Source organism: Wolbachia endosymbiont (group B) of Pammene fasciana, assembly GCF_947251495.1.
In the GTDB taxonomy this organism is placed as follows: domain Bacteria; phylum Pseudomonadota; class Alphaproteobacteria; order Rickettsiales; family Anaplasmataceae; genus Wolbachia.
On the sequence record NZ_OX366360.1, the window covers coordinates 695,160 to 716,744 of the forward strand.

The 21,585-nt window shown below is 33.9% G+C and carries 22 protein-coding genes, 1 other RNA gene and 4 pseudogenes; 5 read left to right on the top strand and 22 right to left on the bottom strand.

Going from position 1 to position 21,585, the window contains the following annotated elements; genetic code table 11:
• Window positions 1-71 precede the first annotated feature (71 nt).
• The gene (locus tag OPR29_RS03165) at window positions 72-719 is read right to left on the bottom strand and encodes a heme exporter protein CcmB (protein ID WP_007302672.1); all 648 of its coding nucleotides are present in this window, start codon (window positions 717-719) and stop codon (window positions 72-74) included.
• A 108-nt stretch (window positions 720-827) separates the two neighbouring features.
• On the opposite strand from OPR29_RS03165, the gene OPR29_RS03170 reads away from it, so the two are divergent.
• Window positions 828-1,205 (top strand): TraR/DksA family transcriptional regulator, encoded by a 378-nt coding sequence (locus tag OPR29_RS03170; protein ID WP_007302671.1) that lies wholly within the window; start codon window positions 828-830, stop codon window positions 1,203-1,205.
• Here OPR29_RS03170 and OPR29_RS03175 read toward each other — a convergent pair.
• From OPR29_RS03175 to ssrA, 10 genes and pseudogenes are all read right to left on the bottom strand, one after another.
• Window positions 1,195-1,672 (bottom strand): annotated as a pseudogene (locus OPR29_RS03175) (transposase). The gene OPR29_RS03170 and the pseudogene OPR29_RS03175 overlap by 11 nt on opposite strands.
• Window positions 1,673-1,699: 27 nt before the next feature.
• Window positions 1,700-2,806: a DnaJ domain-containing protein gene (locus OPR29_RS03180; protein WP_406848648.1), complete on the bottom strand. Its 1,107-nt coding sequence runs from the start codon at window positions 2,804-2,806 to the stop codon at window positions 1,700-1,702.
• A 250-nt stretch (window positions 2,807-3,056) separates the two neighbouring features.
• Window positions 3,057-4,337 carry a flavodoxin-dependent (E)-4-hydroxy-3-methylbut-2-enyl-diphosphate synthase gene (gene ispG / locus OPR29_RS03185; RefSeq protein WP_265025047.1) on the bottom strand — a complete coding sequence of 427 codons (1,281 nt, stop codon included), beginning with the start codon at window positions 4,335-4,337 and terminating at the stop codon, window positions 3,057-3,059.
• A gap of 16 nt (window positions 4,338-4,353) precedes the next feature.
• Window positions 4,354-4,992 (bottom strand): TRP75-related protein, encoded by a 639-nt coding sequence (locus OPR29_RS03190; RefSeq protein ID WP_265025048.1) that lies wholly within the window; start codon window positions 4,990-4,992, stop codon window positions 4,354-4,356.
• A gap of 179 nt (window positions 4,993-5,171) precedes the next feature.
• The gene (locus OPR29_RS03195) at window positions 5,172-5,726 is read right to left on the bottom strand and encodes a hypothetical protein (protein ID WP_265025049.1); all 555 of its coding nucleotides are present in this window, start codon (window positions 5,724-5,726) and stop codon (window positions 5,172-5,174) included.
• Between the two features lie 181 nt (window positions 5,727-5,907).
• Complete coding sequence (locus OPR29_RS03200; RefSeq protein ID WP_265025050.1) at window positions 5,908-8,019, bottom strand: DNA translocase FtsK; 2,112 nt, start codon at window positions 8,017-8,019, stop codon at window positions 5,908-5,910.
• Window positions 8,020-8,298 (bottom strand): YggT family protein, encoded by a 279-nt coding sequence (locus OPR29_RS03205; RefSeq protein WP_012481756.1) that lies wholly within the window; start codon window positions 8,296-8,298, stop codon window positions 8,020-8,022.
• Between the two features lie 368 nt (window positions 8,299-8,666).
• Window positions 8,667-9,623, bottom strand: a complete 957-nt coding sequence (locus OPR29_RS03210; protein ID WP_213863789.1) for an IS5 family transposase — start codon at window positions 9,621-9,623, stop codon at window positions 8,667-8,669.
• A gap of 263 nt (window positions 9,624-9,886) precedes the next feature.
• On the bottom strand, window positions 9,887-10,315 hold the full coding sequence (locus OPR29_RS03215; protein WP_213863728.1) for a ClpXP protease specificity-enhancing factor SspB: 429 nt from the start codon (window positions 10,313-10,315) through the stop codon (window positions 9,887-9,889).
• 16 nt (window positions 10,316-10,331) lie between these two features.
• Window positions 10,332-10,663: a transfer-messenger RNA gene (gene ssrA, locus OPR29_RS03220) on the bottom strand.
• Window positions 10,664-11,128: 465 nt separating this feature from the next.
• Here ssrA and OPR29_RS03225 point away from each other — a divergent pair.
• The gene (locus OPR29_RS03225; RefSeq protein ID WP_265025051.1) at window positions 11,129-12,109 is read left to right on the top strand and encodes a hypothetical protein; all 981 of its coding nucleotides are present in this window, start codon (window positions 11,129-11,131) and stop codon (window positions 12,107-12,109) included.
• 52 nt (window positions 12,110-12,161) lie between these two features.
• Here OPR29_RS03225 and cgtA read toward each other — a convergent pair whose 3' ends face one another.
• From cgtA to OPR29_RS03270, 10 genes and pseudogenes are all read right to left on the bottom strand, one after another.
• Window positions 12,162-13,184, bottom strand: coding sequence for an Obg family GTPase CgtA (cgtA, locus tag OPR29_RS03230; RefSeq protein WP_265025052.1), 1,023 nt, complete (start codon window positions 13,182-13,184; stop codon window positions 12,162-12,164).
• Complete coding sequence (gene eno / locus OPR29_RS03235; protein WP_265025053.1) at window positions 13,172-14,446, bottom strand: phosphopyruvate hydratase; 1,275 nt, start codon at window positions 14,444-14,446, stop codon at window positions 13,172-13,174. The genes cgtA and eno overlap by 13 nt, the downstream gene beginning before the upstream one ends.
• A gap of 195 nt (window positions 14,447-14,641) precedes the next feature.
• Entirely contained in the window at window positions 14,642-15,598 is a 957-nt protein-coding gene (locus OPR29_RS03240) for an IS5 family transposase (protein ID WP_213863789.1), read from the bottom strand.
• Between the two features lie 44 nt (window positions 15,599-15,642).
• A complete protein-coding gene (locus OPR29_RS03245) occupies window positions 15,643-15,792 on the bottom strand; it encodes a WPE palindromic element domain-containing protein (protein WP_264686144.1) in 150 nt (49 codons plus the stop codon).
• Window positions 15,793-15,879: 87 nt separating this feature from the next.
• Window positions 15,880-16,464, bottom strand: a pseudogene (locus tag OPR29_RS05980) (glutamate ligase domain-containing protein); the annotation flags it as partial.
• Between the two features lie 249 nt (window positions 16,465-16,713).
• Window positions 16,714-16,848: pseudogene (locus tag OPR29_RS05985) on the bottom strand (recombinase zinc ribbon domain-containing protein); the annotation flags it as partial.
• 39 nt (window positions 16,849-16,887) lie between these two features.
• Entirely contained in the window at window positions 16,888-17,499 is a 612-nt protein-coding gene (locus OPR29_RS03255) for an SURF1 family protein (protein ID WP_265025055.1), read from the bottom strand.
• Window position 17,500: 1 nt separating this feature from the next.
• Window positions 17,501-17,977 carry a bacterioferritin gene (bfr, locus tag OPR29_RS03260; RefSeq protein ID WP_213863731.1) on the bottom strand — a complete coding sequence of 159 codons (477 nt, stop codon included), beginning with the start codon at window positions 17,975-17,977 and terminating at the stop codon, window positions 17,501-17,503.
• Window positions 17,978-18,030: 53 nt separating this feature from the next.
• On the bottom strand, window positions 18,031-18,504 hold the full coding sequence (locus tag OPR29_RS03265) for an RDD family protein (RefSeq protein WP_064085312.1): 474 nt from the start codon (window positions 18,502-18,504) through the stop codon (window positions 18,031-18,033).
• Window positions 18,504-19,145: an HAD family hydrolase gene (locus tag OPR29_RS03270; protein ID WP_010401658.1), complete on the bottom strand. Its 642-nt coding sequence runs from the start codon at window positions 19,143-19,145 to the stop codon at window positions 18,504-18,506. Before OPR29_RS03270 ends, OPR29_RS03265 begins: the two co-directional genes overlap by 1 nt.
• 125 nt (window positions 19,146-19,270) lie before the next feature.
• Between OPR29_RS03270 and OPR29_RS03275 the strand changes: the two genes are divergently transcribed.
• Both OPR29_RS03275 and OPR29_RS03280 read left to right on the top strand, forming a co-directional pair.
• Complete coding sequence (locus OPR29_RS03275; RefSeq protein ID WP_264685478.1) at window positions 19,271-19,750, top strand: hypothetical protein; 480 nt, start codon at window positions 19,271-19,273, stop codon at window positions 19,748-19,750.
• The gene (locus tag OPR29_RS03280; protein ID WP_264685479.1) at window positions 19,728-19,934 is read left to right on the top strand and encodes a hypothetical protein; all 207 of its coding nucleotides are present in this window, start codon (window positions 19,728-19,730) and stop codon (window positions 19,932-19,934) included. Before OPR29_RS03275 ends, OPR29_RS03280 begins: the two co-directional genes overlap by 23 nt.
• On the opposite strand, the pseudogene tnpA reads toward OPR29_RS03280, so the two are convergent.
• Window positions 19,931-20,348 (bottom strand): annotated as a pseudogene (gene tnpA / locus OPR29_RS03285) (IS200/IS605 family transposase). The gene OPR29_RS03280 and the pseudogene tnpA sit on opposite strands and share 4 nt — an antisense overlap.
• A gap of 319 nt (window positions 20,349-20,667) precedes the next feature.
• Here tnpA and OPR29_RS03290 point away from each other — a divergent pair.
• On the top strand, window positions 20,668-21,561 hold the full coding sequence (locus OPR29_RS03290) for a hypothetical protein (RefSeq protein WP_265025056.1): 894 nt from the start codon (window positions 20,668-20,670) through the stop codon (window positions 21,559-21,561).
• The last annotated feature ends 24 nt before the right edge of the window (window positions 21,562-21,585 follow it).

Genomic DNA, 21,585 nt, shown 5'->3' on the forward strand with positions numbered 1-21,585 from the left:
TTCCACTACTATCAATCCATATCTTACTCTTTTTGGACTATTATGAGAAGGGCTATAACTAGTAAGTTTTTTCAATCCTGCTCCACAGCAAATTTTAATGCTATGTGAGTAGTTATAGTGCTGTTAACAATTAAAATGACAAAAACTAAGATGGTGATTAGTAGTGTATAAATATTCAAGGATAAATTTTCAAATTGAGTTAGCAATTTGAAATATACAAAAGTTGGCATTATCATTGGCAAAACAAGAATTTGCGACACTCCTGATGCTAAGTTATTTCGACCAATCATCAATGCATTTCCAGTAGCTGAAATATTAATGATTATCAGCGTATTAAATAATAAAGACACTCCAACTGCTATTGAATGTTCAATATTATTGCCTAGAATTGCAAAGCTGAACATGAAAGAAATCACTGAAATCGGTAACCCAAATAACAACCAGTGAGCGAAGATTTTATAAGCAACTATCAGCCTAGAAGAGAGTGGCTGTAAAAAGATTTGCTCTAATATTCCATCATGATAATCAGATGTAAATAAATTATTTGTAGAGATCTGCAAAACAAATGTAGCACATATCCATGTTAATGTTAATATGACTTCTTGTTTACTGTTGTTTTCAAGTGTATATGAAGATAAACTTAACATTATAATAAAAATACATACTATATAAGTAAGATTATTATCATTTATTACTAATTTTTTTACCAAACTAATCATACCAGGATTTTAAATGTTTATTATAAATTATAGTGTTTACTTTGAGGGTAGTATAATTTTTTGTGTTTACAAGTTATATAAGTTTTAATATATTTTATTGATAATGCTATGGAAAAATTAATAAAAATAAAGTTACCGGAAGATTACGTTCCTTCAGAAAATGAAGAATATATGAACGTAAAACAACTGGAATACTTTAGCTTAAAGTTACAATCAATACTCTCTGAACTGGAGAAACAAGATCTAGAAGATAGTAGTATTTATTCTGATAGTGAAAATGGAGAATTAATTAAGCGCCGAAAAGATAGAAAAGAAAAAATTAAGGAGGCGTTGGAAAAAATAAAATTAGGCATTTATGGTTACTGCGATGGAACGGGAGAAGAAATAGGAGTCGAAAGACTTAAAGCTAATCCGCTTGCTATGTATTGTATTGAAGAACAAGAGAGAATAGAAAAAGAAAAGAACGTGTATAACATTAATGATTAGAACTTGTTCGCGAATTCAAGCATATTTCTCTCCTTAACATAACTCTACTCATAGCCAGATATATGAAATTTTCAGTGAATAAATCTTATTCTTTCGATAGTCTTCTATTCCTAAAGCAAAAGTCCTTTCTACAACCCACCTTCTTGGCTGCACTTTAAACCCCTCATTGGTAGTAGCTAAGGCGGTGTGTCTTTGTTGACTTAGAACCTACATGAAGGCCTTTTGACAATCTCAATATCCATACCATATTCTTCCTTTATATGATTTTTTAAATTTTCTCCTTGGTATCCCATCACATAGTAAATACCGCCATTTACACCTATACACAATACATAGAAAATTGCTTCTAATATTTCTCTTTTGCTATACTTTGACGACCTTCCTCCTTTCCTGTATGATACTCTGGAGTAGCTTTCTATTCTTGTCCATTCCCTTTGACTTAGGTCTGCTGGATGCTTTTTTCTCATCTTTACCCAGCACTAAAACTTTAGATATTATAGCCTTTTACTAATCTCTGGACAAGCTCTAGCTTCGGTAAACTCAGTAGAAGGTTCTTTTGCAAAAAATGCAGCATGTACAGCATTTTTAATGAAAAAACACGCGGCAAGTGCAAATATTGCTGTTGGTATATAACACCAAGGAGAAGCTATACTAAAAAAAGTAGCAGAAGCTACTGTTAAGCAACAACAAGTCAGTATCGTTTGATCACGTAGATAACGTCTATCAACTCCACCGTACTCAGCCATCAACCTTTTAACTTTATCATTGTTACCGTATGGCAGAGTAAGCGTTTTAATCAAATTCATTACACCATTATTAGTGAAATATGGAGCACACTCTATAACTCTGGAGCCATTAACCTTCTGATTAGGATCTGCACCATACTTTAGAAGCAACTCTACATATTTTTCGCGTTTATCGTTGTCACAATTGATTGCTTGATATAATGGACCTCGACCATTTTCATCTAACATATTAGGATTAGCACCACATTGTAACAATAACTCTACAATTATGCTGTCGTCGAGAACCATATAATAGTATAACGAAGCTTCATTATGTAATAGCTTTATATTAGGATCAGCACCATTTTCTAAAAGAAGTTTCAAAATACTATAATTTCTTGAATCTTTAGCTTGCATTAAAGCAATAGATAATGGAAAGTAAATATAAATAAGTTTTTCATTGATGTAATCACCAAATCTTCCATCTTTACTGCTTTTGAATTTGGAAAAAAGCTTTTCAAGAAACTTTATATCCTGATTATATAGAGCCCTACTTAAGTAAAACCTCAAATCTTCAGGCGAATTAATTTCATTTAAATTTTCGTCAGTTAGATTTGTAACCTCTTCTATGCTTTCCTTAGTAAGAAATTCATATGCAGAACCTAGCTTTTTAAATTTCTCCTCATTTTGTTTCTTTACAGCTTCTGAATGTTTATCAGGATGATATTTCAAGGCTAATTTTCTATACGCTGATTTAATTTCTTGTTCACTGGGCACATCGCTTGATTCAAAACCTAATATTTTTAAAGCTTCCTTTCTACTTACAATAAATTCCCCACTGAAATATGTTAAATTAAACGTAACCCAAAATTTCAAAAAGTAAAGCTTTTATGTCAAATTGCATCTATTTCATAACTGTACAAATATTGTAGATCAGGAAACTTCAGTCCTTGATACTGGAATAACATCTCTATACTACTCCGGGCCAATCTAAATATTAAGAAATTTACCATATAAAAAAAAGGCAGAAGAAACCCTATTATCTATTTTTTAAATTTACGTTCTTTATTGTCTCATTTGACGTTCACTAAACAGAATGTAGTCTAAGTACAAACTTGTGAAAGGCTTATGTGTAATGCTTCTCCACATAATCACTAATAATTTCCTTAAATTCTTCAAAAATATTATCACCTTGTAAAGTTTTGAAATATTTGCCGTCTTTGTAGACTGCTGAAACAGGTTTTTCTCCATACCCAGGCAGGCTGATCCCCAGATTTGCATGTTTGCTCTCTCCAGGACCATTTACTATGCATCCCATAACAGCAACTTTCATATACTCTACACCAGGATTATTTTTCTTCCATACCGGCATATGAGTTTTTATGTAGCCATTTACTTCCTTAGTTAATATACGAAAACGATCGCTACTTGTGCGTCCACAACCAGGACATGAACTCACCTGAGGGTTAAAGTAGCGCAAACCTATAGACTGCAGTATTTCCTGACATACTACCACCTCATTAGTGCGTGATTCACCAGGGCGCTGAGTTAAAGAAGCCCGGATAGTGTCTCCAATACCATTTTGCAATAAATAAGTAAGCCCTGCTGTGGTATTTATTATGCCTTTATTACCCATACCAGCTTCGGTTAAACCCAAATGCAGCGCATAATTGGAAGATTTTGCAAGTGCCGTATAAACCAAAATTAAATCCTGCACTCTACTGACTTTACATGAAATGATTATTTTCTCTGCATTAAGGCCAATCTTTTCAGCTTTTTTTGCACTACCAAGAGCAGACATTACAAGCGTCTTACGTAATATAACATCAGAAGTTTTTGGATTACTAGACAAGGAGTTTTCATCCATTAATTTTTGTGAAAGGTACTTATCAAGACTACCCCAATTTACTCCAATTCTGACAGGAAGATCATGCGTTATTGCATACTCTATAATTTTTTCAAATTTTTCATCACGTTTATCACCAAAGCCTATATTACCTGGATTTATCCTAATTTTACCCAGAATTTTAATGTTGTCTGGATAATCCTGAATCAGCCTGTAGAGCTCATATTGTCCACAGCCTACTAATATCTTACCATCAAAGCCTTCTTTATTTATTTCCTCTACTATATAAGGTATTGCTTTTGCTACTTCCTCTGAGTTCAAAGCAATTCGCACCAATTCTGAACCTGCATGCGCTAGTTCTATTACTTCTTTTGCATATTTCTGAGCACTGCTTTTTATGTTGTCAGAATCTATATGTGCACCAAGTGCCATGGATTGAACGACTATAGGATTATTTCCACCTATCTTCACTTGTCCAACTTTTACAGTATGAGTTTTATGCCTGGAAACCGGCGATGACTCATATGCATCATCACTCAATGTCAGGTCTCTATCTAGCATATTATTAATCGTGACACTATTTTACTGTGTCAACTACACTGCCAAATGAACTTGAACCATTTAAACTATGCTGTGGTGTTCTATTTAGATCAGTAATAGAATCATGAGAGCACGTTCTTCTTGATGGAGTTTCTTTTATAGTAACATTTATAGGGGAAACTTTTTTTTCTCGTGTTGAAGTAACTTTTTTCCCTTTTTGTTGTTCACTTTTTTTATGCTGCTTACTTTCATACTGAGAAACTGGCTCTTGATCTATAAATACAGCACCCTTTAAACGTGCAAGATTAATACCATGCTGATTGATCATAGCATCCTCTTCATCTTCAACTATACAGGCCCCTACCTCGTTTGGCTGGTTATCAAGGCTAGCAATTTTTTTTTCTTTTAATTTTTTGATTAGATCTTCTTTATTTATGTTAGCATTAGATTGCACTTGTAACTTTTTTTTCTTGAGAATCTCCCTACGCTTTTCATATAATTTATACGACTCAGCAAATTCCTCATCTGCATGAAAATTTATACCACCAGGGTTACCAGGAGGTATGTACCTCTTACTGAGCTTTACCTTAGACTTCGCTTCAACATTATGTACAGTAAAGAAACTAGAAACCAAAAGTATTAATGTAAATAAAACTTTAGAAAAGATCTTAAGCATGCTATAGTGAATATTGTACTTTAAAAGATACCAATTAACGAACTTTAAGTAAATCAGAATCTCTACTAACTTTATAATACAAACATCTTTCTAAAAAATTTACTACCAAAACCTGCAAAATCTAAAGAAAGTTTAAGGTGTTACAAATTTTACGTAACACCTCTTCAAGAAGAGCATTATCAACTCAAAAAGTCAATCAGTGGTGTTTCATGACTAACAACATTGCTTGCGTCAACTTTTCCATTTGGTGTACCTTGAGACAAGTCGTTTTTCTTTTCTTTATCAAGATTAACTCCCTGATAGATACAGAATGCAACAAAACTAGTTACAGCTATTGCAGCAACAGCACTGACTATGGCACAAGTTAGTATTGCTTGTTCTTGTCCCCCTACCATGTCTGCAAATGTTTCTACTTTTTCTTCTAAGCCTGTAAATTTTTCTTGCAAGCCGCTTAAGTGCTCTTGCATAGCTTGAAACTGCTCAGTACCAATCTTGTCTTCTAATGCACCAAAAACTTTTTCAAACTGCTCAACATCTATCTTTTGAGCTTCTTGCCACTCTTTTAATGCACTAAATACCTCTTCAAACTGTTTAGCATCTATCTTTTGAGCTTCTTGCCATTCTTTTAATGCGCTAAATACTTCTTGAAACTTTTTAGCATCAATATTTTGACTTTCCTGCAATGCTGTTACATCCGATTTATCAAAACCGAATACAAATTTGGTTATACCCATTTTTAACCCCCTAGCTAATTAATATATTACTATTGTACGTTTTTAGTAGTTAATTTAGTATTAAACACTATACAACTGGGATCCAATAAGAAATATCTGGTCATGCGCTGGAACTTTTGAATTCCAGTTATGCAAGAGATCTATTGATCTTAAAATAACTTTCTTTGGTTTAAGTTAAGGGTTATTCTACCAATATCTCTCTCTTTCCTGAGTAACTCGGAGCACTGACAATACCTTCTTTCTCCATTCTTTCAACAATATTTGCAGCTCTGTTATAGCCTATTCTAAGTTGCCTTTGAATGTAACTAGTTGAAACCTTTTGATCTCTCTGAATGATGGCCACTGCTTGCTTGTATAGATCGTTCTCTTCATCTTCTGTTTCACCTTCTGATTCCGCGAAAGAATTTTCATCTTCTTGAGTGATTTCCTCCATGTAGTTTGGCTCACCTTGCGTTTTCAGATGATCAACTATATTTTGCACCTCATCATCACTTACAAATGGACCGTGCACTCGAATAATCTTACCACCAGAGGCCATATAAAGCATATCACCCATACCGAGTAACTGTTCGGCCCCTTGTTCACCAAGTATTGTACGGCTATCTATCTTAGAAGTAACAGCAAAACTAATTCTCGTTGGAAAGTTTGCTTTTATCACACCTGTTATCACATCTACAGATGGGCGTTGTGTTGCCATTATGATGTGTATTCCTGCAGCACGAGCCATCTGAGCTAAACGTTGAATAGAGCATTCTATATCTTTGCCAGCAACAAGCATTAAATCTGCCATTTCATCTACGATCACCACAATATACGGAAATGTCTCCATTTTAAGTGGTATTTTTTCAAATAAAGGTTTACCCGTTGTTGAGTTAAAGCCAATCTGTACAACGCGCTCCAACTCTATTCCGCTATTCATCGCTTCTGTAATTTTTTGATTATAGTTTATTACATTCCGCACATTTAAATATGACATCATACGATAGCGATTTTCCATCTCTTTCACGATCCACTTAAGAGCAATAACAGCTTTTTTTGGCTCTGTTACCACTGGTGTTATTAGATGCGGTATTGCATCATATATTGAAAGCTCAAGCATTTTTGGATCGATCATTATCATCTTGCATTCATCAGGACTTAGTCGATAAACAAGCGACAGAATCATCGTGTTAATTGCAACCGACTTACCTGACCCTGTAGTTCCGGCAACAAGCAAGTGGGGCATTTTAGTCAGATCTGCAATAACTGGTTTTCCGCTTATTTCCTTGCCAAGCGCAATTGGAAGATTTAAGTTTGCATTTTGGTATTCTGGCGATTCAAGTAAATCACGCAGCATTACAATCTCTCGCTCCTTGTTTGGCAATTCTATTCCCATGGCATTTTGTCCACGAATTATTGAAATACGTGCAGAAAGTGCACTCATTGAACGTGCAATATCATCTGCAAGACCAATCACTCTTGCAGATTTTGTACCTGCTTGTGGTTCAAGTTTGTATAAAGTCACAACCGGTCCATAACATACACTTATAATTTTTCCTTGCACGCCAAAATCACTCAGCACCTGTTCGAGCAGAGATAAATTCTTATTGCTCTCTAATGCATTCAACTGTTTTCTCTGCATAGATTCTTCTACTTTAGAAAGTAAGTGAATGCTTGGAAACTCAAACTCGCTAGAAGGTGGTTTAAAAATCTCTTCGGTAGCTTTTTTCTGTCTTTCTTTTGGTTGTTGTCTAGTGGTTCTATATTTTCCCTCTATTACTAATGGTGCTATTGAATAATCAGTAGTTTTACGTAACCTGAAAAACAGAAACTTTGCAAAAAAGGAAGCTATTTTTTTGCATAGGAAAAGTAAAGAATAAACTGTTCTCTTCCAACCAACCAACCCTACAACACCTATTGATGCTACTATTGTGAATATGTAAAATGGGCAGTGGTCAATTAGAGCATTACCGACTATTCCACCGTGCATGTATCTAGCAGTAATGCCAAGCGAAAGTTGCGACAATATAGCATATATTGCTACATTGATTAACGTTAGGTAGATAATTTTCAGCAATGATGCTCTGAAAATTAAAAAGTAAACTATGGTTGTAGCTATTGTAATACTAGCGAGTCCAAGAAATTGAACCAATATATCAGCTAAATATGAACCTACTACTCCGCCCAAATTTGTTACTTCCTGATTTGTAGCTGTATTTAAGGATGGATCTTTATAATTATAGCTAAAAACCGATATATATATATACATTAATAGTGACAAGTATATCGCTGATTTTAGCTGTTTTTTTAACATCTACTTAAAGTAATAAGTAATTGTATATTTTACAAAGTGAATTGCTATTATCAATATCATCACGGATAAATCTAATCCATTGAATGGTTGTATATACCTTCTGATAACCTTTAGTGGAGGATAAGTGAGTCTGTTTAAAGTTTGCATTATGCTGCTTACAATCTCATTATACATGTTAACTACATTCAATTTAATCAACAAATCGAGAGCAATTGAGCATATTAGAACGAAGCTGTAAAGATCAAGTAACAGGTTAAGTAAGTATATGATTGGATGCATATTACTAATTTACACTAAAACCTATTATGTGTAGTGATATGTATAAAATCAAGCCCCACAATAATTTTTATGCTGAAATAGGTGTAAACAATAAGCTATAAGATATTATACCCTTTGATTCCACGTGGATAAAAAACTTATTGATAAATTAACGGAGAGATGTGTACTGTATGAATAGCTTTTTGATCATGTTTATTACATGCAGGATAAGTGTTCAGGTACGTATGAAACCAGCGCTTCTTTTCTTGTCACCTCTTGTTACCTAAATAGCCTCTGTTCAAGTAGCCCCTTTGTTGTCATCCAAGTGCCCAGACACTGGGATGGCTTTGTTGCACAGCTCTTCGGATAGTGGGTAATGTATAATAAATTCATGAAGCTATATCAAACTTAGCCATGCCTATTTCAGTAAATTTGTTAAGCAAATAACACTTGAGTAGCAGTTCCTTCTCACGATTAATCTCAGATTTATTCCTAAAACTAAATCCAAATATTTGCTTCAGTCGCGAGAAAAAACTTTCTATATAAGATCTCTTCCAATAATTTATCTCTTTTTTCCACCTCTTCATACCATCTTCATCATATGACTTTATGAGCTTGATTGTAGAATTTCTCTCATTCATATAATCCAACTTTGGATGCTCTACTGCATTATTTTGCGGAGGAATCCTTGTCTTTATGTCAAGCTCATCGCACAGTTTGTATAACTTCTTTCGATTATATGCCCTATCTGCATATATCGTGCTTATGTTATACTTGGTATCCACTCTTTCAATAAGATCACAGGCTCCATAGTGGTCGGAATAAACTCCACTACTGTATTTTGCAGCTATAACTTTTTTACTACCTATCTCTAGCATTACATGTAGCTTTCTTGTTTGCTCATAGCGGCGATACTTTCTATCTGTACCATTTGCCTTACTATGGCCTGGAATATTATTGTAGATGCTGATACCTGTACTATCTATAGCAATTTCAATATCTTCCATATCGTTCTTATCAACTCTGCAGTCGTTGATTTTGATATTAAGCTTTTTAAACCTTCTTGAAGCCTGCGAATAGCTGATAATTTGCAAAATTTTCCCTATTTGCTCAAGATATTTCTCTATAAATCCCACTGTTTGCCTAAGACCAATCCTGAATAGATAGGTTATTATGTGAATTAGAATCACTACTTTGTCGCTGTAGACATTGTTGCCACCTGCTACTTTTGGACTATTTTCGTACCAATTTTCAATGGCATCGTTGATATAATGAAAAACATTTCCCCTTTCTTGAAGAAATTTGTTATATTCATTGCAGTTACTGACTTTCATTCTTATTGGCATATTTTTCCTTTGTCGGCTAAATATCTATTTTATAACAAATTCCATCAGTAACTGCCTGTTCTTTCCTTGAGTGGTGCAACAAAGCCCACTGGGATCCAGATTGGCACTAAGTTGGTAAACATGAAAGCGCTTTATAACGTTTTTTATGTGAAAGCTAATGTCAGCTACTCAAATGACACCATTTGTTATAAACTCACTTTTACTCTATGGTCTTGTCGATATCCTGAACAGATACAATATTTTTTATTTATAAAATTAAGCAACTACTTATCGTAAAGTTGATCTATAGATATAATACTACCATTTGATGATTTTTCAGCACATTTTTCACTTTCGTATTCTTTATCAGAATCAACGCTAAATACTAAAATATCTCCTGAAATTTTATCATGAAACTCACTAATAGCAAAAAACGGTACAGTGACTTGTTCTTGTTTTCCACGAAAGCTCAAACTGACGCTAAACTTATCTTCAAGAACTTTTAGACCAAAAAATTGATGCTGTAATATAATAAGCATTTGAGTAGGGTATGATTCTTTCAAGTAGTCTGGTATGACAACACCATTAAAGCGCGTAAAAAATACTATTTCTAAGTGAGGAGTAAAAACATTATCTAATATAGTATTCAAAGCCTTTTTGATAACTTGAAATTTAGCATAACTAAGCGACTTCTGATAATCTGTTTTATCCATATAACCCTTACATGTTTGGGGGAACTTCTGTTACCCGGCGTTCCCTAAACCGTGCTTATAGCAATGAAGTTATAGTGCCTAAATTAAGCAGCTAATGCAACATTGTCTTCGGCAGCAAAGTTATCGTTTGCATCTAAATTATGAACTCTTAGCGGTGGTATCTAACCGAGCAAAGGTACCATCTTTACTATGCATGTCGATCCTTATTCGCCCCCGTATCAAAAATATGGTGGAGGCGCCGAGTACTGCCCTCGGGTCCAATACACCTATTACAAGGTAATTTTATTGCCATAGTGTATAAAAATACACATGTTTATTATACAGTAGTATTGAATAAATGTCAAGTTATTGAACTCCAAATTGATTGGCAACTAAAAAACTAATATAAAAATTACTTCGCCTATTTATCTAATCTTAGTATAATCAAAGTAGAGGTATTTTTAGAGCTCAAAATCTATCTTCGTCTGCAGACTTTTCTATCAAATAATCAAACTAAGTAAAGAATGTAGCGTATCTTCTTCAGCGCAAATGGGTGCACACATATGCTTAATCTCTGTCGCATGTGCGTTACATTTTTTCTGAATCTTTTCTAAGATGAGGGTAAATTTGGCTCTTTTTGCAGCTGTATATATTTTAATTAGCAATAAAATAGACATAAGGTTTCTATAGCACAAATGCTTTTGATAAAAGCTTTTTAAGCGTCTAGTCCTATTTCTTATATAAAAGAATTTGATTTATTAATAATATTTCTATTGATATTTACTACTACATATAGTATAATAAATTAGTTCTTAGTATTAAAATCTTCTTCTTATGAAGAAAAGTAGAGAGATCTTTAACAAAAGTAATACTAATCTTCTGGTTATTTCAACAATAGCTGGTGTAGCTTTCATAGCATCAGTAATGCCCATGATTGCCTTAAGTTTAACGTTACCTACAATCATTATTCTATGTGTTGTTGCTCTATTATCTGCTGTGGTTGGTATTTTTTCAATGTATTATGCTATTAGAAACAACATTAACAGATTGGGAAATGTGTTTGATATAAACAATCTCTATGCAAAGAAAGTAGATATAAAATTCTCACAAGGTGACATAATAAATGTAACCTCTAACTATAAATATCCCCTAACTGCAAAAATTCAAAAAGAGTTCGATGGGTTATGTGATATACTTTGCAATTATGTTACTGAACACGATTTACTACTTGATATAGGCTCATCACAAGAACTTACAGAAAAAAGTAGATATGAAAACATTCTCAGTGAGCTAGAAACACACACAGTACATTCACACATATTAAAAACCTCATCTTTAATCGAAAAAACATTGGCATTTTTATTTGGAATTTATCCTTGTAATATATTAACATATCCTAATCAACTAAAAATAATCAATTATAATAGTAGTAGTGGGTCTTATTGTATAAAAAAAGAAATACTTGAAAAAGATATTAATAGTATTGGTTACGGAAATTATATCAAGTTCTGCACTTTTAAAAGAACAACAACTCAATTTCACGGTCATTCTATGTTAATAAGAAAGAATGGAAACAATGATTTTACATTTTTTGACCCTAATGATGGTATTAGATTTAACCTTACACTAAGTGAATTAGTAGCATTTCTAAATAAACAAATGTTCGATCATAAAAAAATGTGGTCTCATAATGATGTTGCTTTTATTGACAATACGAAGTGCTTAAAGAAAATTCAAAGCTACCCAAGCCAAGAATTGACACCTACAAATGTGAATATAGCTAAAAATGGGATCAAGGTCAATTGCAGTGTTTAATATACTGAAAGAATCGGATTTACCTTAAGTGACCAACTGTTAAATAAAAAATTTATGTCTTAAAAGGATCATACACATCAATTTTTTTAGGGTCGCTTTTTTTCATTTTCTCACTCAATAACCTCAGAATGGGCTGTAAATCATCGTCGATTGATAAACACAGTACTTCTCTATCAAGAGAATTGGCTAAATGATTCTTCTTCTCAAGAATTTCTGCTTCCTCCAATAAGTCGCATTTGTTTAACACGACAGTTTCTTCCTTCTTGATAAGGTCACTATTGTAAAGCTTCAGTTCATTATGTGTACAATTATAAGCTGAGATAACGTCATCGCGCGTTACATCAATTAAATGCAGTAAAATTTTGCACCTTTCTATGTGCCTTAAAAATTTGTGTCCGAGCCCAACTCCAAGATGAGCATCAGCGATTATTCCAGGAATATCTGCTATCACAATTTCGCTATAATCTACTTTTGCTACACCTAAATGTGGTCTTATAGTAGTAAATTCATAATCGCCTACTTTCGTATCAGAATTTGAGCAGCGGGTTAAAAATTTAGATTTACCTGCATTTGGCATACCAATAATGCCAACATCAGATAAAACTTTTAGCTTCAATATTATATTTCTTTCTTCGCCAGGCTGACCATGAGTAAAATGTCTTGGTGCCCTATTAGTAGCAGATTTAAAGTTAGTATTTCCAAGCCCACCTTTTCCACCTTTCACTACTTGAAATTCCATGTCAGGTTTATCAAGATCTACTATTATTTCCTCACTTTCTTCATCGATTATTTGTGTGCCAACTGGAACTTTAAGTATAATATCTTTTCCTGCTGTGCCAGATTTATCTCTACTCGTACCACTTTTTCCACTACTCGCTTTAATATGTCTTCGACAACGAAAATTAAGCAAAGTGTTGAGATTTGCATCACTGACGAAAATTATGTCTCCTCCCCTGCCCCCATTACCACCGTTTGGGCCACCAAATTCAACGAATTTTTCTCGACGAAAACTAGCGCAGCCATCGCCACCATCACCTGCTTTTAAATATAATTTAACTTCGTCTATGAAATCCATGCTAACCCGCGATAATATTTAGCATTCTCTCCTAATGAACTTTCTATTCTCATCAATTCATTATACTTTGCAAGCCTATCAGAACGCGACAGCGAGCCAGTCTTTATTTGCCCACAATTCGACGCAACTGATATGTGGGATATCGTTGTGTCTTCTGTTTCACCTGAGCGATGCGAAATAATAGCCCTATAGCCATTTGATTTTGCCATTTCAATAGCAGCAAAAGTTTCCGTAAGTGTTCCTATCTGGTTTGGCTTGATTAGTACAGCATTTGCCATTTTCTCCTCTATTCCTTTACTTATTAGTTCACAATTTGTAACAAATAAATCATCTCCAACCAATTGAACTTTATTCCCAAGTTTTACAGTAAGTAATTTCCAACCTTCATAGTCGTCTTCATTCATTGCATCTTCTATAGAAATTATTGGATATTTGCCTACAAGGTCAAAATAATACTGAACCAATTCCTCTGAAGTGAGTTCTCTGTTTTCAAATTTATAAACTCCATCTTCATAAAAAGTAGATGCAGCAACATCAAGACCCAGTGCAAAGTGATTTTTCATCGAATAACCGGCAGATTCAACAGCCTGAATTATCAAATTAAGAGCTTCTTCAGTGCTTCCAATGTTTGGTGCAAAACCACCTTCATCTCCTACGTTTGTACTATAACCTTTTTTCTTAAGAATGCTGCACAAGTTATGAAATACCTCTGCAGATATTCTTATTGCTTCACTGAAAGTTTCAGCACCAACAGGAAGAATCATAAATTCTTGAAAATCGAGTTTATTATCCGCATGTACTCCACCATTAATGACGTTAATTAGCGGAACTGGCATCTGCTTCTCCCCTACGCCCAAATATTTATATAACGGTGTTTTGAAACTGTTTGCTGCTGCTTTTGCAACAGCAAGAGACACACCCAAAGTTGCATTTGCTCCAAGTTTAGATTTATTTTTTGTTCCATCTAGTTCAATTAAAACTTTATCAATTGCACTCTGGTTTGCTGCATCCATGCCAATGATTTTATTTGCTATCACTTCACTCACAGATTGAACAGCTTTCAGCACTCCTTTACCACAATACCTTTTTTCATCTTGATCTCTCAGCTCCAATGCTTCTAGTTTACCGGTCGAAGCCCCAGAAGGGACAGCGGCTCTACCTGTTGCTCCATCACATAGTTCTATTTCTACCTCAATTGTTGGGTAACCCCTGCTATCTAAAATTTCTCTTGCAAATACACTGCTGATCGTCTTTTTCATCATGCTAAACCTCCACTAGATTCACAATTGTGTTCACGTTCGGGAAATGTCACCCCAGCGCTGTAACATTTCAGTGTACGAACATTGCAACCTACAGATAAACAGATAATTTGAGTAGCAGATGGTGTCATTCCAGTGCTTGACACTGGAATGGCTTTGTTGCACAGCTCTTCGGATAGTGGGTAATGTATAATAAATTCATGAAGCTATATCAAACTTAGCCATGCCTATTTCAGTAAATTTGTTAAGCAAATAACACTTGAGTAGCAGTTCCTTCTCACGATTAATCTCAGATTTATTCCTAAAACTAAATCCAAATATTTGCTTCAGTCGCGAGAAAAAACTTTCTATATAAGATCTCTTCCAATAATTTATCTCTTTTTTCCACCTCTTCATACCATCTTCATCATATGACTTTATGAGCTTGATTGTAGAATTTCTCTCATTCATATAATCCAACTTTGGATGCTCTACTGCATTATTTTGCGGAGGAATCCTTGTCTTTATGTCAAGCTCATCGCACAGTTTGTATAACTTCTTTCGATTATATGCCCTATCTGCATATATCGTGCTTATGTTATACTTGGTATCCACTCTTTCAATAAGATCACAGGCTCCATAGTGGTCGGAATAAACTCCACTACTGTATTTTGCAGCTATAACTTTTTTACTACCTATCTCTAGCATTACATGTAGCTTTCTTGTTTGCTCATAGCGGCGATACTTTCTATCTGTACCATTTGCCTTACTATGGCCTGGAATATTATTGTAGATGCTGATACCTGTACTATCTATAGCAATTTCAATATCTTCCATATCGTTCTTATCAACTCTGCAGTCGTTGATTTTGATATTAAGCTTTTTAAACCTTCTTGAAGCCTGCGAATAGCTGATAATTTGCAAAATTTTCCCTATTTGCTCAAGATATTTCTCTATAAATCCCACTGTTTGCCTAAGACCAATCCTGAATAGATAGGTTATTATGTGAATTAGAATCACTACTTTGTCGCTGTAGACATTGTTGCCACCTGCTACTTTTGGACTATTTTCGTACCAATTTTCAATGGCATCGTTGATATAATGAAAAACATTTCCCCTTTCTTGAAGAAATTTGTTATATTCATTGCAGTTACTGACTTTCATTCTTATTGGCATATTTTTCCTTTGTCGGCTAAATATCTATTTTATAACAAATTCCATCAGTAACTGCCTGTTCTTTCCTTGAGTGGTGCAACAAAGCCCACTGGAATCCAGTTTTTATTATACAGCCACTTATTTAAAGTTAAGTCTTCTGGATCCCAGTGTCTGGGCACTGGGATGACACCATTCTTAATGGAAGCTATCCCCATATCACAATGTCTGTACAGTTGTTTGCCTAGACACTGGGATCCAGTTTTACTACACAATTTTATCATATAAATCACCAATGCTTAAGTTTATTTTACTAGCAGCAGCTTTGCAGTTTCTTTCGCTAGTTTAGCTATATTACTACCAGCACCAATAAATAATACTACATCTCCTGAACTTGTCGAATTACTAATAAAATGTGAAATGAGTAAAGCATCATTCATAATCTTCACATCATTAAACCCATTACTGATCAAGGCTTTTTGTATATCATCAATTCCACAGCCAGGAATAGGCTTATCTTCTGGAGGATGGACAGGAGTGAGAATTACATAATCAAACATCATGAAAATTCGTACGAACTCATCAAAAAAATTACGAATACGAGCAAAACGAAGCGGCTCGATAATTCCTATTACCTTTCTTTTAGCAATCGAACGTGCTGCTGCCAGGGTTGCCTGTATTTCATTTGGATGGTGAGCATAATCCTCAATTAACTTAACACCTTTAATATTGGCAATTAAAGAAAATCTCCTTGCTACTCCTTTAAATTCCAAAAGACCTTTTTTAATCTCTTCATCACTAATTCCAAGTTTCACTGCAGCTGATATTGCAGCCAGGGCGTTGCTAACTTTATGCATTCCTATTGCATTTGATAGCACTACATTCTTTATAATTCTGGTACAAGGTTGAATATCTTCTTTTTGTCCTTCGAGAGAGAGTTCTTTTAATTGAAACACTATATGTACATTATCATCATCAATTTCAATGCGTTGAACTAATTTTCTAATTATATTAAGTTTAGTCTCCCAATCTGCCTCTGATAAATCACACTTTTCCTTCGTTATGTGCTCTCTTACCATCTTAACTTCTTCCCATACTACCTCTTCTAGTATATCCGCGCGTATTGATTTGCTGTTACATTCACCAAAACGTTTTCCAGGACAACGATAGTAACTTCTTCCTCCCTTAGCATTACTCATTCCATAATAAACGGATTTGCAACACTGACATATCACTAACCCTTGTAATAAGTATTTTCTTCCACTTTGTTGCATTTTTTCTATTTGTAGCTTTTCTTTTTCCAAACTGTATCTCTACGACTTATATATATTTTGCCTATAGTAAAATACGCATATAATGAGCCAAATCAAGGAAAGTGCAAACCAAGTAATTGCGTATTCAAGATGCTTTATTGGCTGTATAGTCAATTTGCCACCAAAATTATCTTGCCACAATATACATTTCTCTAGCTTAATACCTAGTTCATTGGAGATCTCTTTTGTACTTAGGGTAAACCATGTATTTGAAGCAATATCATTTTTGATAAACCAATTTTTGCTACCATCACAATACAAAACGCCATCAGCAGCTACTTTTTCAATTTTTGCTTTTTCTTCTTTTTTTTCTCTGACTATTCCTTTATTTATTAACATGTAATGTCCATTGATAAGCAACATAGGAGACAGCACATGATAGCCACGTTGACCTGCGAAAACATATAGTTCTATATCACTTAAAATTCCGTCGATTTTAACGTTTCTGTAGTTAAACTTTGAAAGATTATCACTAGGCAGTAGATGAATAACTGGAAGATCCATATTTTTGATAATATTATTCTTCCAGCTCAATCTAAATAACTGCCATAACCCGAGTGAAAAAAGAAGTAAAAAAGGTATAATGAAAATAAATACTGTTTTTCTTAACACTCTATATTTGTGTTCTCAAGTAATTTTCAATACCCATAAGCTCAATAAGGTCAATCTGTTCTTTGATCCAATGTAAGTGCTCTTCCTCATTTTTCAGTAGTCCTTCTAATAACATTACACTCACGAAATCCTTTTCTTTTTCAGCAACGGAAATTGCCTCTTTGATGCCCTTGATACCTTCTTCTTCTAAGTTAGAATTATCTTCTAAGATTTTCTGCATTGTATCTTTTGTGAACTTTCCTTCATACTTTGAGATTTTATTTGTATCTTGAAAATTTGGCATGCCCTTAAGCAGTAAAATTCTTTCTGCCAACCTATTTGCATGCTCAAGTTCTTCATTAAGCTCGTTTTTCATCTTTTCTGCAAGTTTATTAATTCCGCTATTTTTAAGAATCGCAGAATGCAAAAGATACTGGCGTACAGAAGTCAGCTCATTTGTAAGTAATTTATTTAAATGTTCTACTATTTCTTTATTCATAACCTTTCTTTAGCTAATATACCAATGTAATCTACATAACAATCAAGGCAACATCAATTCATTTTTCTCACAACAATCGTATCAAATAGCACATCATGAAATGCCTGTTTCCTCTGAGAGAAGCAAGCAACTAAATACCAACTGAAGGTAAGCATCACTATAATCACTTCTAGTGTACTTAAAGCATTTACTGATGTTTGAAAAAGTTTGATAAAGGTGATAATTGAATTATTTAGCATAGGAAGGAAAAACTGAGAGATAGTGCGATCAAATGCTAAGCTCAAACCTATTTTAGAACTATCTAAAGTGATAGTATATATATTCATTAACTGTTGACCAGGAGTTGCTTGAGCTGTTGAAGATATAAAATATGTAAAGTATCCACAATTTATACACATGTATGACAGGTGTAAAATTAATGGAAAATCCCCTAATGACAACACAATTAGTAAGGTTGGAATTAATAAAATTGCTACATCTATTAAATATGCGCAAAAGCGCCTGTGTACACTAGCGATCTCTGTCATTACCACCTATCTTTCAAATACTTTACTATGAATTCTGTAAGTTTATTAAAATGTTGAAAATATAACAAATCTTCATAACCTCTTATTGATTGTCCGTATACAATAGGTAAGCAATTTGCATTTTGTGCACATAGAATATCTGTGATGCTGTCACCAACAAAAAACACATTTTCTCTATTTACAGGTAGCGTACTCTCCTCTAGTGCAAATAGCAGTGGAGTTGCAGATGGTTTATCTTCTGCAGTATCACATGATCCAACTATTCTTTCAAAGTAAGAATCTAGTTTAAAGTAGGCAACTTCTTGACGTAAATTAGTATTTTTCTTATTGCTAACTATCGCTAGGTAAATATTGTGGCTTTTCAGTGTCTGCAGCATTTTCTCTACTCCTTCATTCAGAGTAATATTTTGTAACAATGCATTATCTAGGTATTTTTGATATATCTGATTCGCTTTTTTCCACTGATCACCAAACAAATTGACCATGTAGCTCTTTCTTGATTCATGAGAATTTCTATCAACAACCTTACTGCCAGATCCCATCAAATCTAAAGTATGCTTAATGGCATTAGAAATATTATCTTGAGTATCAACTAAGGTATTATCCCAATCGAATACTACCGCTAATCGGCTATTTTTCATTTTTATATTGTTACGTATTTTAAGCTAATAAGTAAATAATATTTTGATGATAAAGCTTCTATGTTAATCATTTTTACATAATTACCTAGTATACTTATTTTAGCATAAGCTTTTATATAGTAGGTATGATACAGCTTCAAGATATATCAAATATTGAGAAGAAATTTCAAGATGCTTTTGCAGGCGCTTTTCCAGAAAGCACGTCGCTGAAAGATAAAGTGAAGATTATCAATGAGTTGCGTCTAGATCTTAAAGCTTACAAAAGGCAAGTAACTAGACAAAGTCTCGAGAAAAAGTTTGAAGATATTTCTGCATTGGAAGATAAAGTGAAGGCCAGTGCAAAATTAAATCGTAGTCTTAGAGATCGAATGAACCGTGCAGCTAAAAAAGTAGCTAAAGATTTTGAAAAGATCGTCGAGTTGAATCGGGAACTTAAAGATGTTTTTCCAGAAAATTCTTCATTGGAAGATAAAGTAAAAATTATTGTTAAATTGCACCGAGAGCTTAAAGCTCAAAAAGGGCGTAAAGATGAAGTGAAGATTATTAAAAAATTGATTCATAATCTTGAAGGTCGAATGGATCGTGCAGCAAAAAAAAATAGCTGAAGATTTTAAAAAGATTGCTGGATTTAAACAAAAATTCGAAGGAAAAGACGTTTTTACAAGTAAAAAAGTTGCAGAGTTTGAAAGTAATAAAAAATCTCAAACTACATTAGAAGGCAAAATTTCTGATCAAATTCAACCACTATGGATTAAAATCCAAAGATTGAGAGAGAGCATAGAATGCTAACTTTCGACTTGAAAGTCACCAAATTTATCTTCTTTTTTAGAGTGATTTTCAATATAATTTTTTATCATTTCGTCAGTTACATTTCCGCTAGTCCTGACAAAGTAGCCTACTGCCCACAACCCAATATCTCTTTTTTAGCTCTGGAAAGTTTTGCTGGATTTTTCTGGAACTTTTTCCTTTTATTAACTGCACTAACTTACTAATACTTAAGTATGGGGTACAGAAACGTATACGTGTACATGACTTGACGCAACTCTACCTCTGATAATTTCTACTTGATTATTTGCACATACTTCTTGTACAACTTCTTTAGCTTTCTGTCCAATATCTCCAACTAGTACTGGATATCGATATTTTGTTATCCACACTATGTGATATATATACAGAGTGACTGCTTTTTCTATAATATTCCACATTCTTTCAGATTTTTCACCTTAAAATTATATTCTTAAAAGGATGGACTTCAAGTCCAGGGTTTTTCTCCCAAATTTGGGACAATAAAAAATTTGCTTTCAATACACTCGATTGTATTTCTCCCCAATCTACTTTATTTAAAACCCTATTTAATCAACTGAATCCCCAGCAAAAAGAAGATTATAAAGTAAATTTAGAGACAAAATCAACTGTCAAAGCTAAGCTTGTCCTAAAGAATGTTTACTTAAGCAATAAAGAGAGTTCAAGCAACTTAAGTACTGAAAACTCCAATGAACCGTTAATACAAAACAGAGATGATTTGCCAGCAGCACATTTCTCTCTTATATCTCCTGCGTTCGAGGAAACAGTTGTTGAACATACATTTGATACTAGACTAGAACTTTCTTCTGACAAAGAGAATCAATCATGTAGCCAAACAGTAATTCCATTTCTGGGTTTTGCTGAATTCGATAATCAATTCTGCAATACTGTAACAGAAAATTCAACAGTTAGTAGTAGTTTAACGTCGAATGAGCATATATCAGATAGCCTAGAAGGTGAGCAATTATCCCCAGAGTATTATAACTATTTGATAAATGGAGTAACTAGTCTGCAATCCTCAATTGTGGATGATTTGCCAGAGTTAAATTTATCTCCTATAACTCCTGCATTCGAGGAAACAATTGTTGAACATACATTTGATAGTAGACCAGACTTTTCTTATGAAAATGAACCGTTAGTAAACAAAAGAAAAAGAGCTGAAGAGAATCAATTATATAGCCAAATAATTCGTTCAATAACTGGAAAACAGCGATCACAAGACTTATATTTTACAGCGTATAATAGTCTTACAGAATGTGAATTAGAAGAAATATGCACAGTGGAGCCACCAGCAAAGCGCCAGTGCATATCAGTACCTCCATTTGAGGGTTTTGCTGAATTCCATAATCAATTCTGCAATATAGTACCAGAAGATTCAATAGTTAATGATAGTGCAGTGCCAGAAGAACATACTAGCCTGGAAGGTGAGCTAACTTTCCTAGACTCTCAAATAAATGGCGGAGAGCCATTCACTAGTCTGCAATCCTCAAATGTGAATCCATTGCCAGAGTTCAGTTTCTCTCTAAGCTCTGTTACGCTAGATGAGATGGTTAAGAGATATGGCTTTAATCACAATGACCACGCTCTAAGTGATTTAGAAGAGTATATGTAGAGCAACCAGCAAAGTTCCATACAT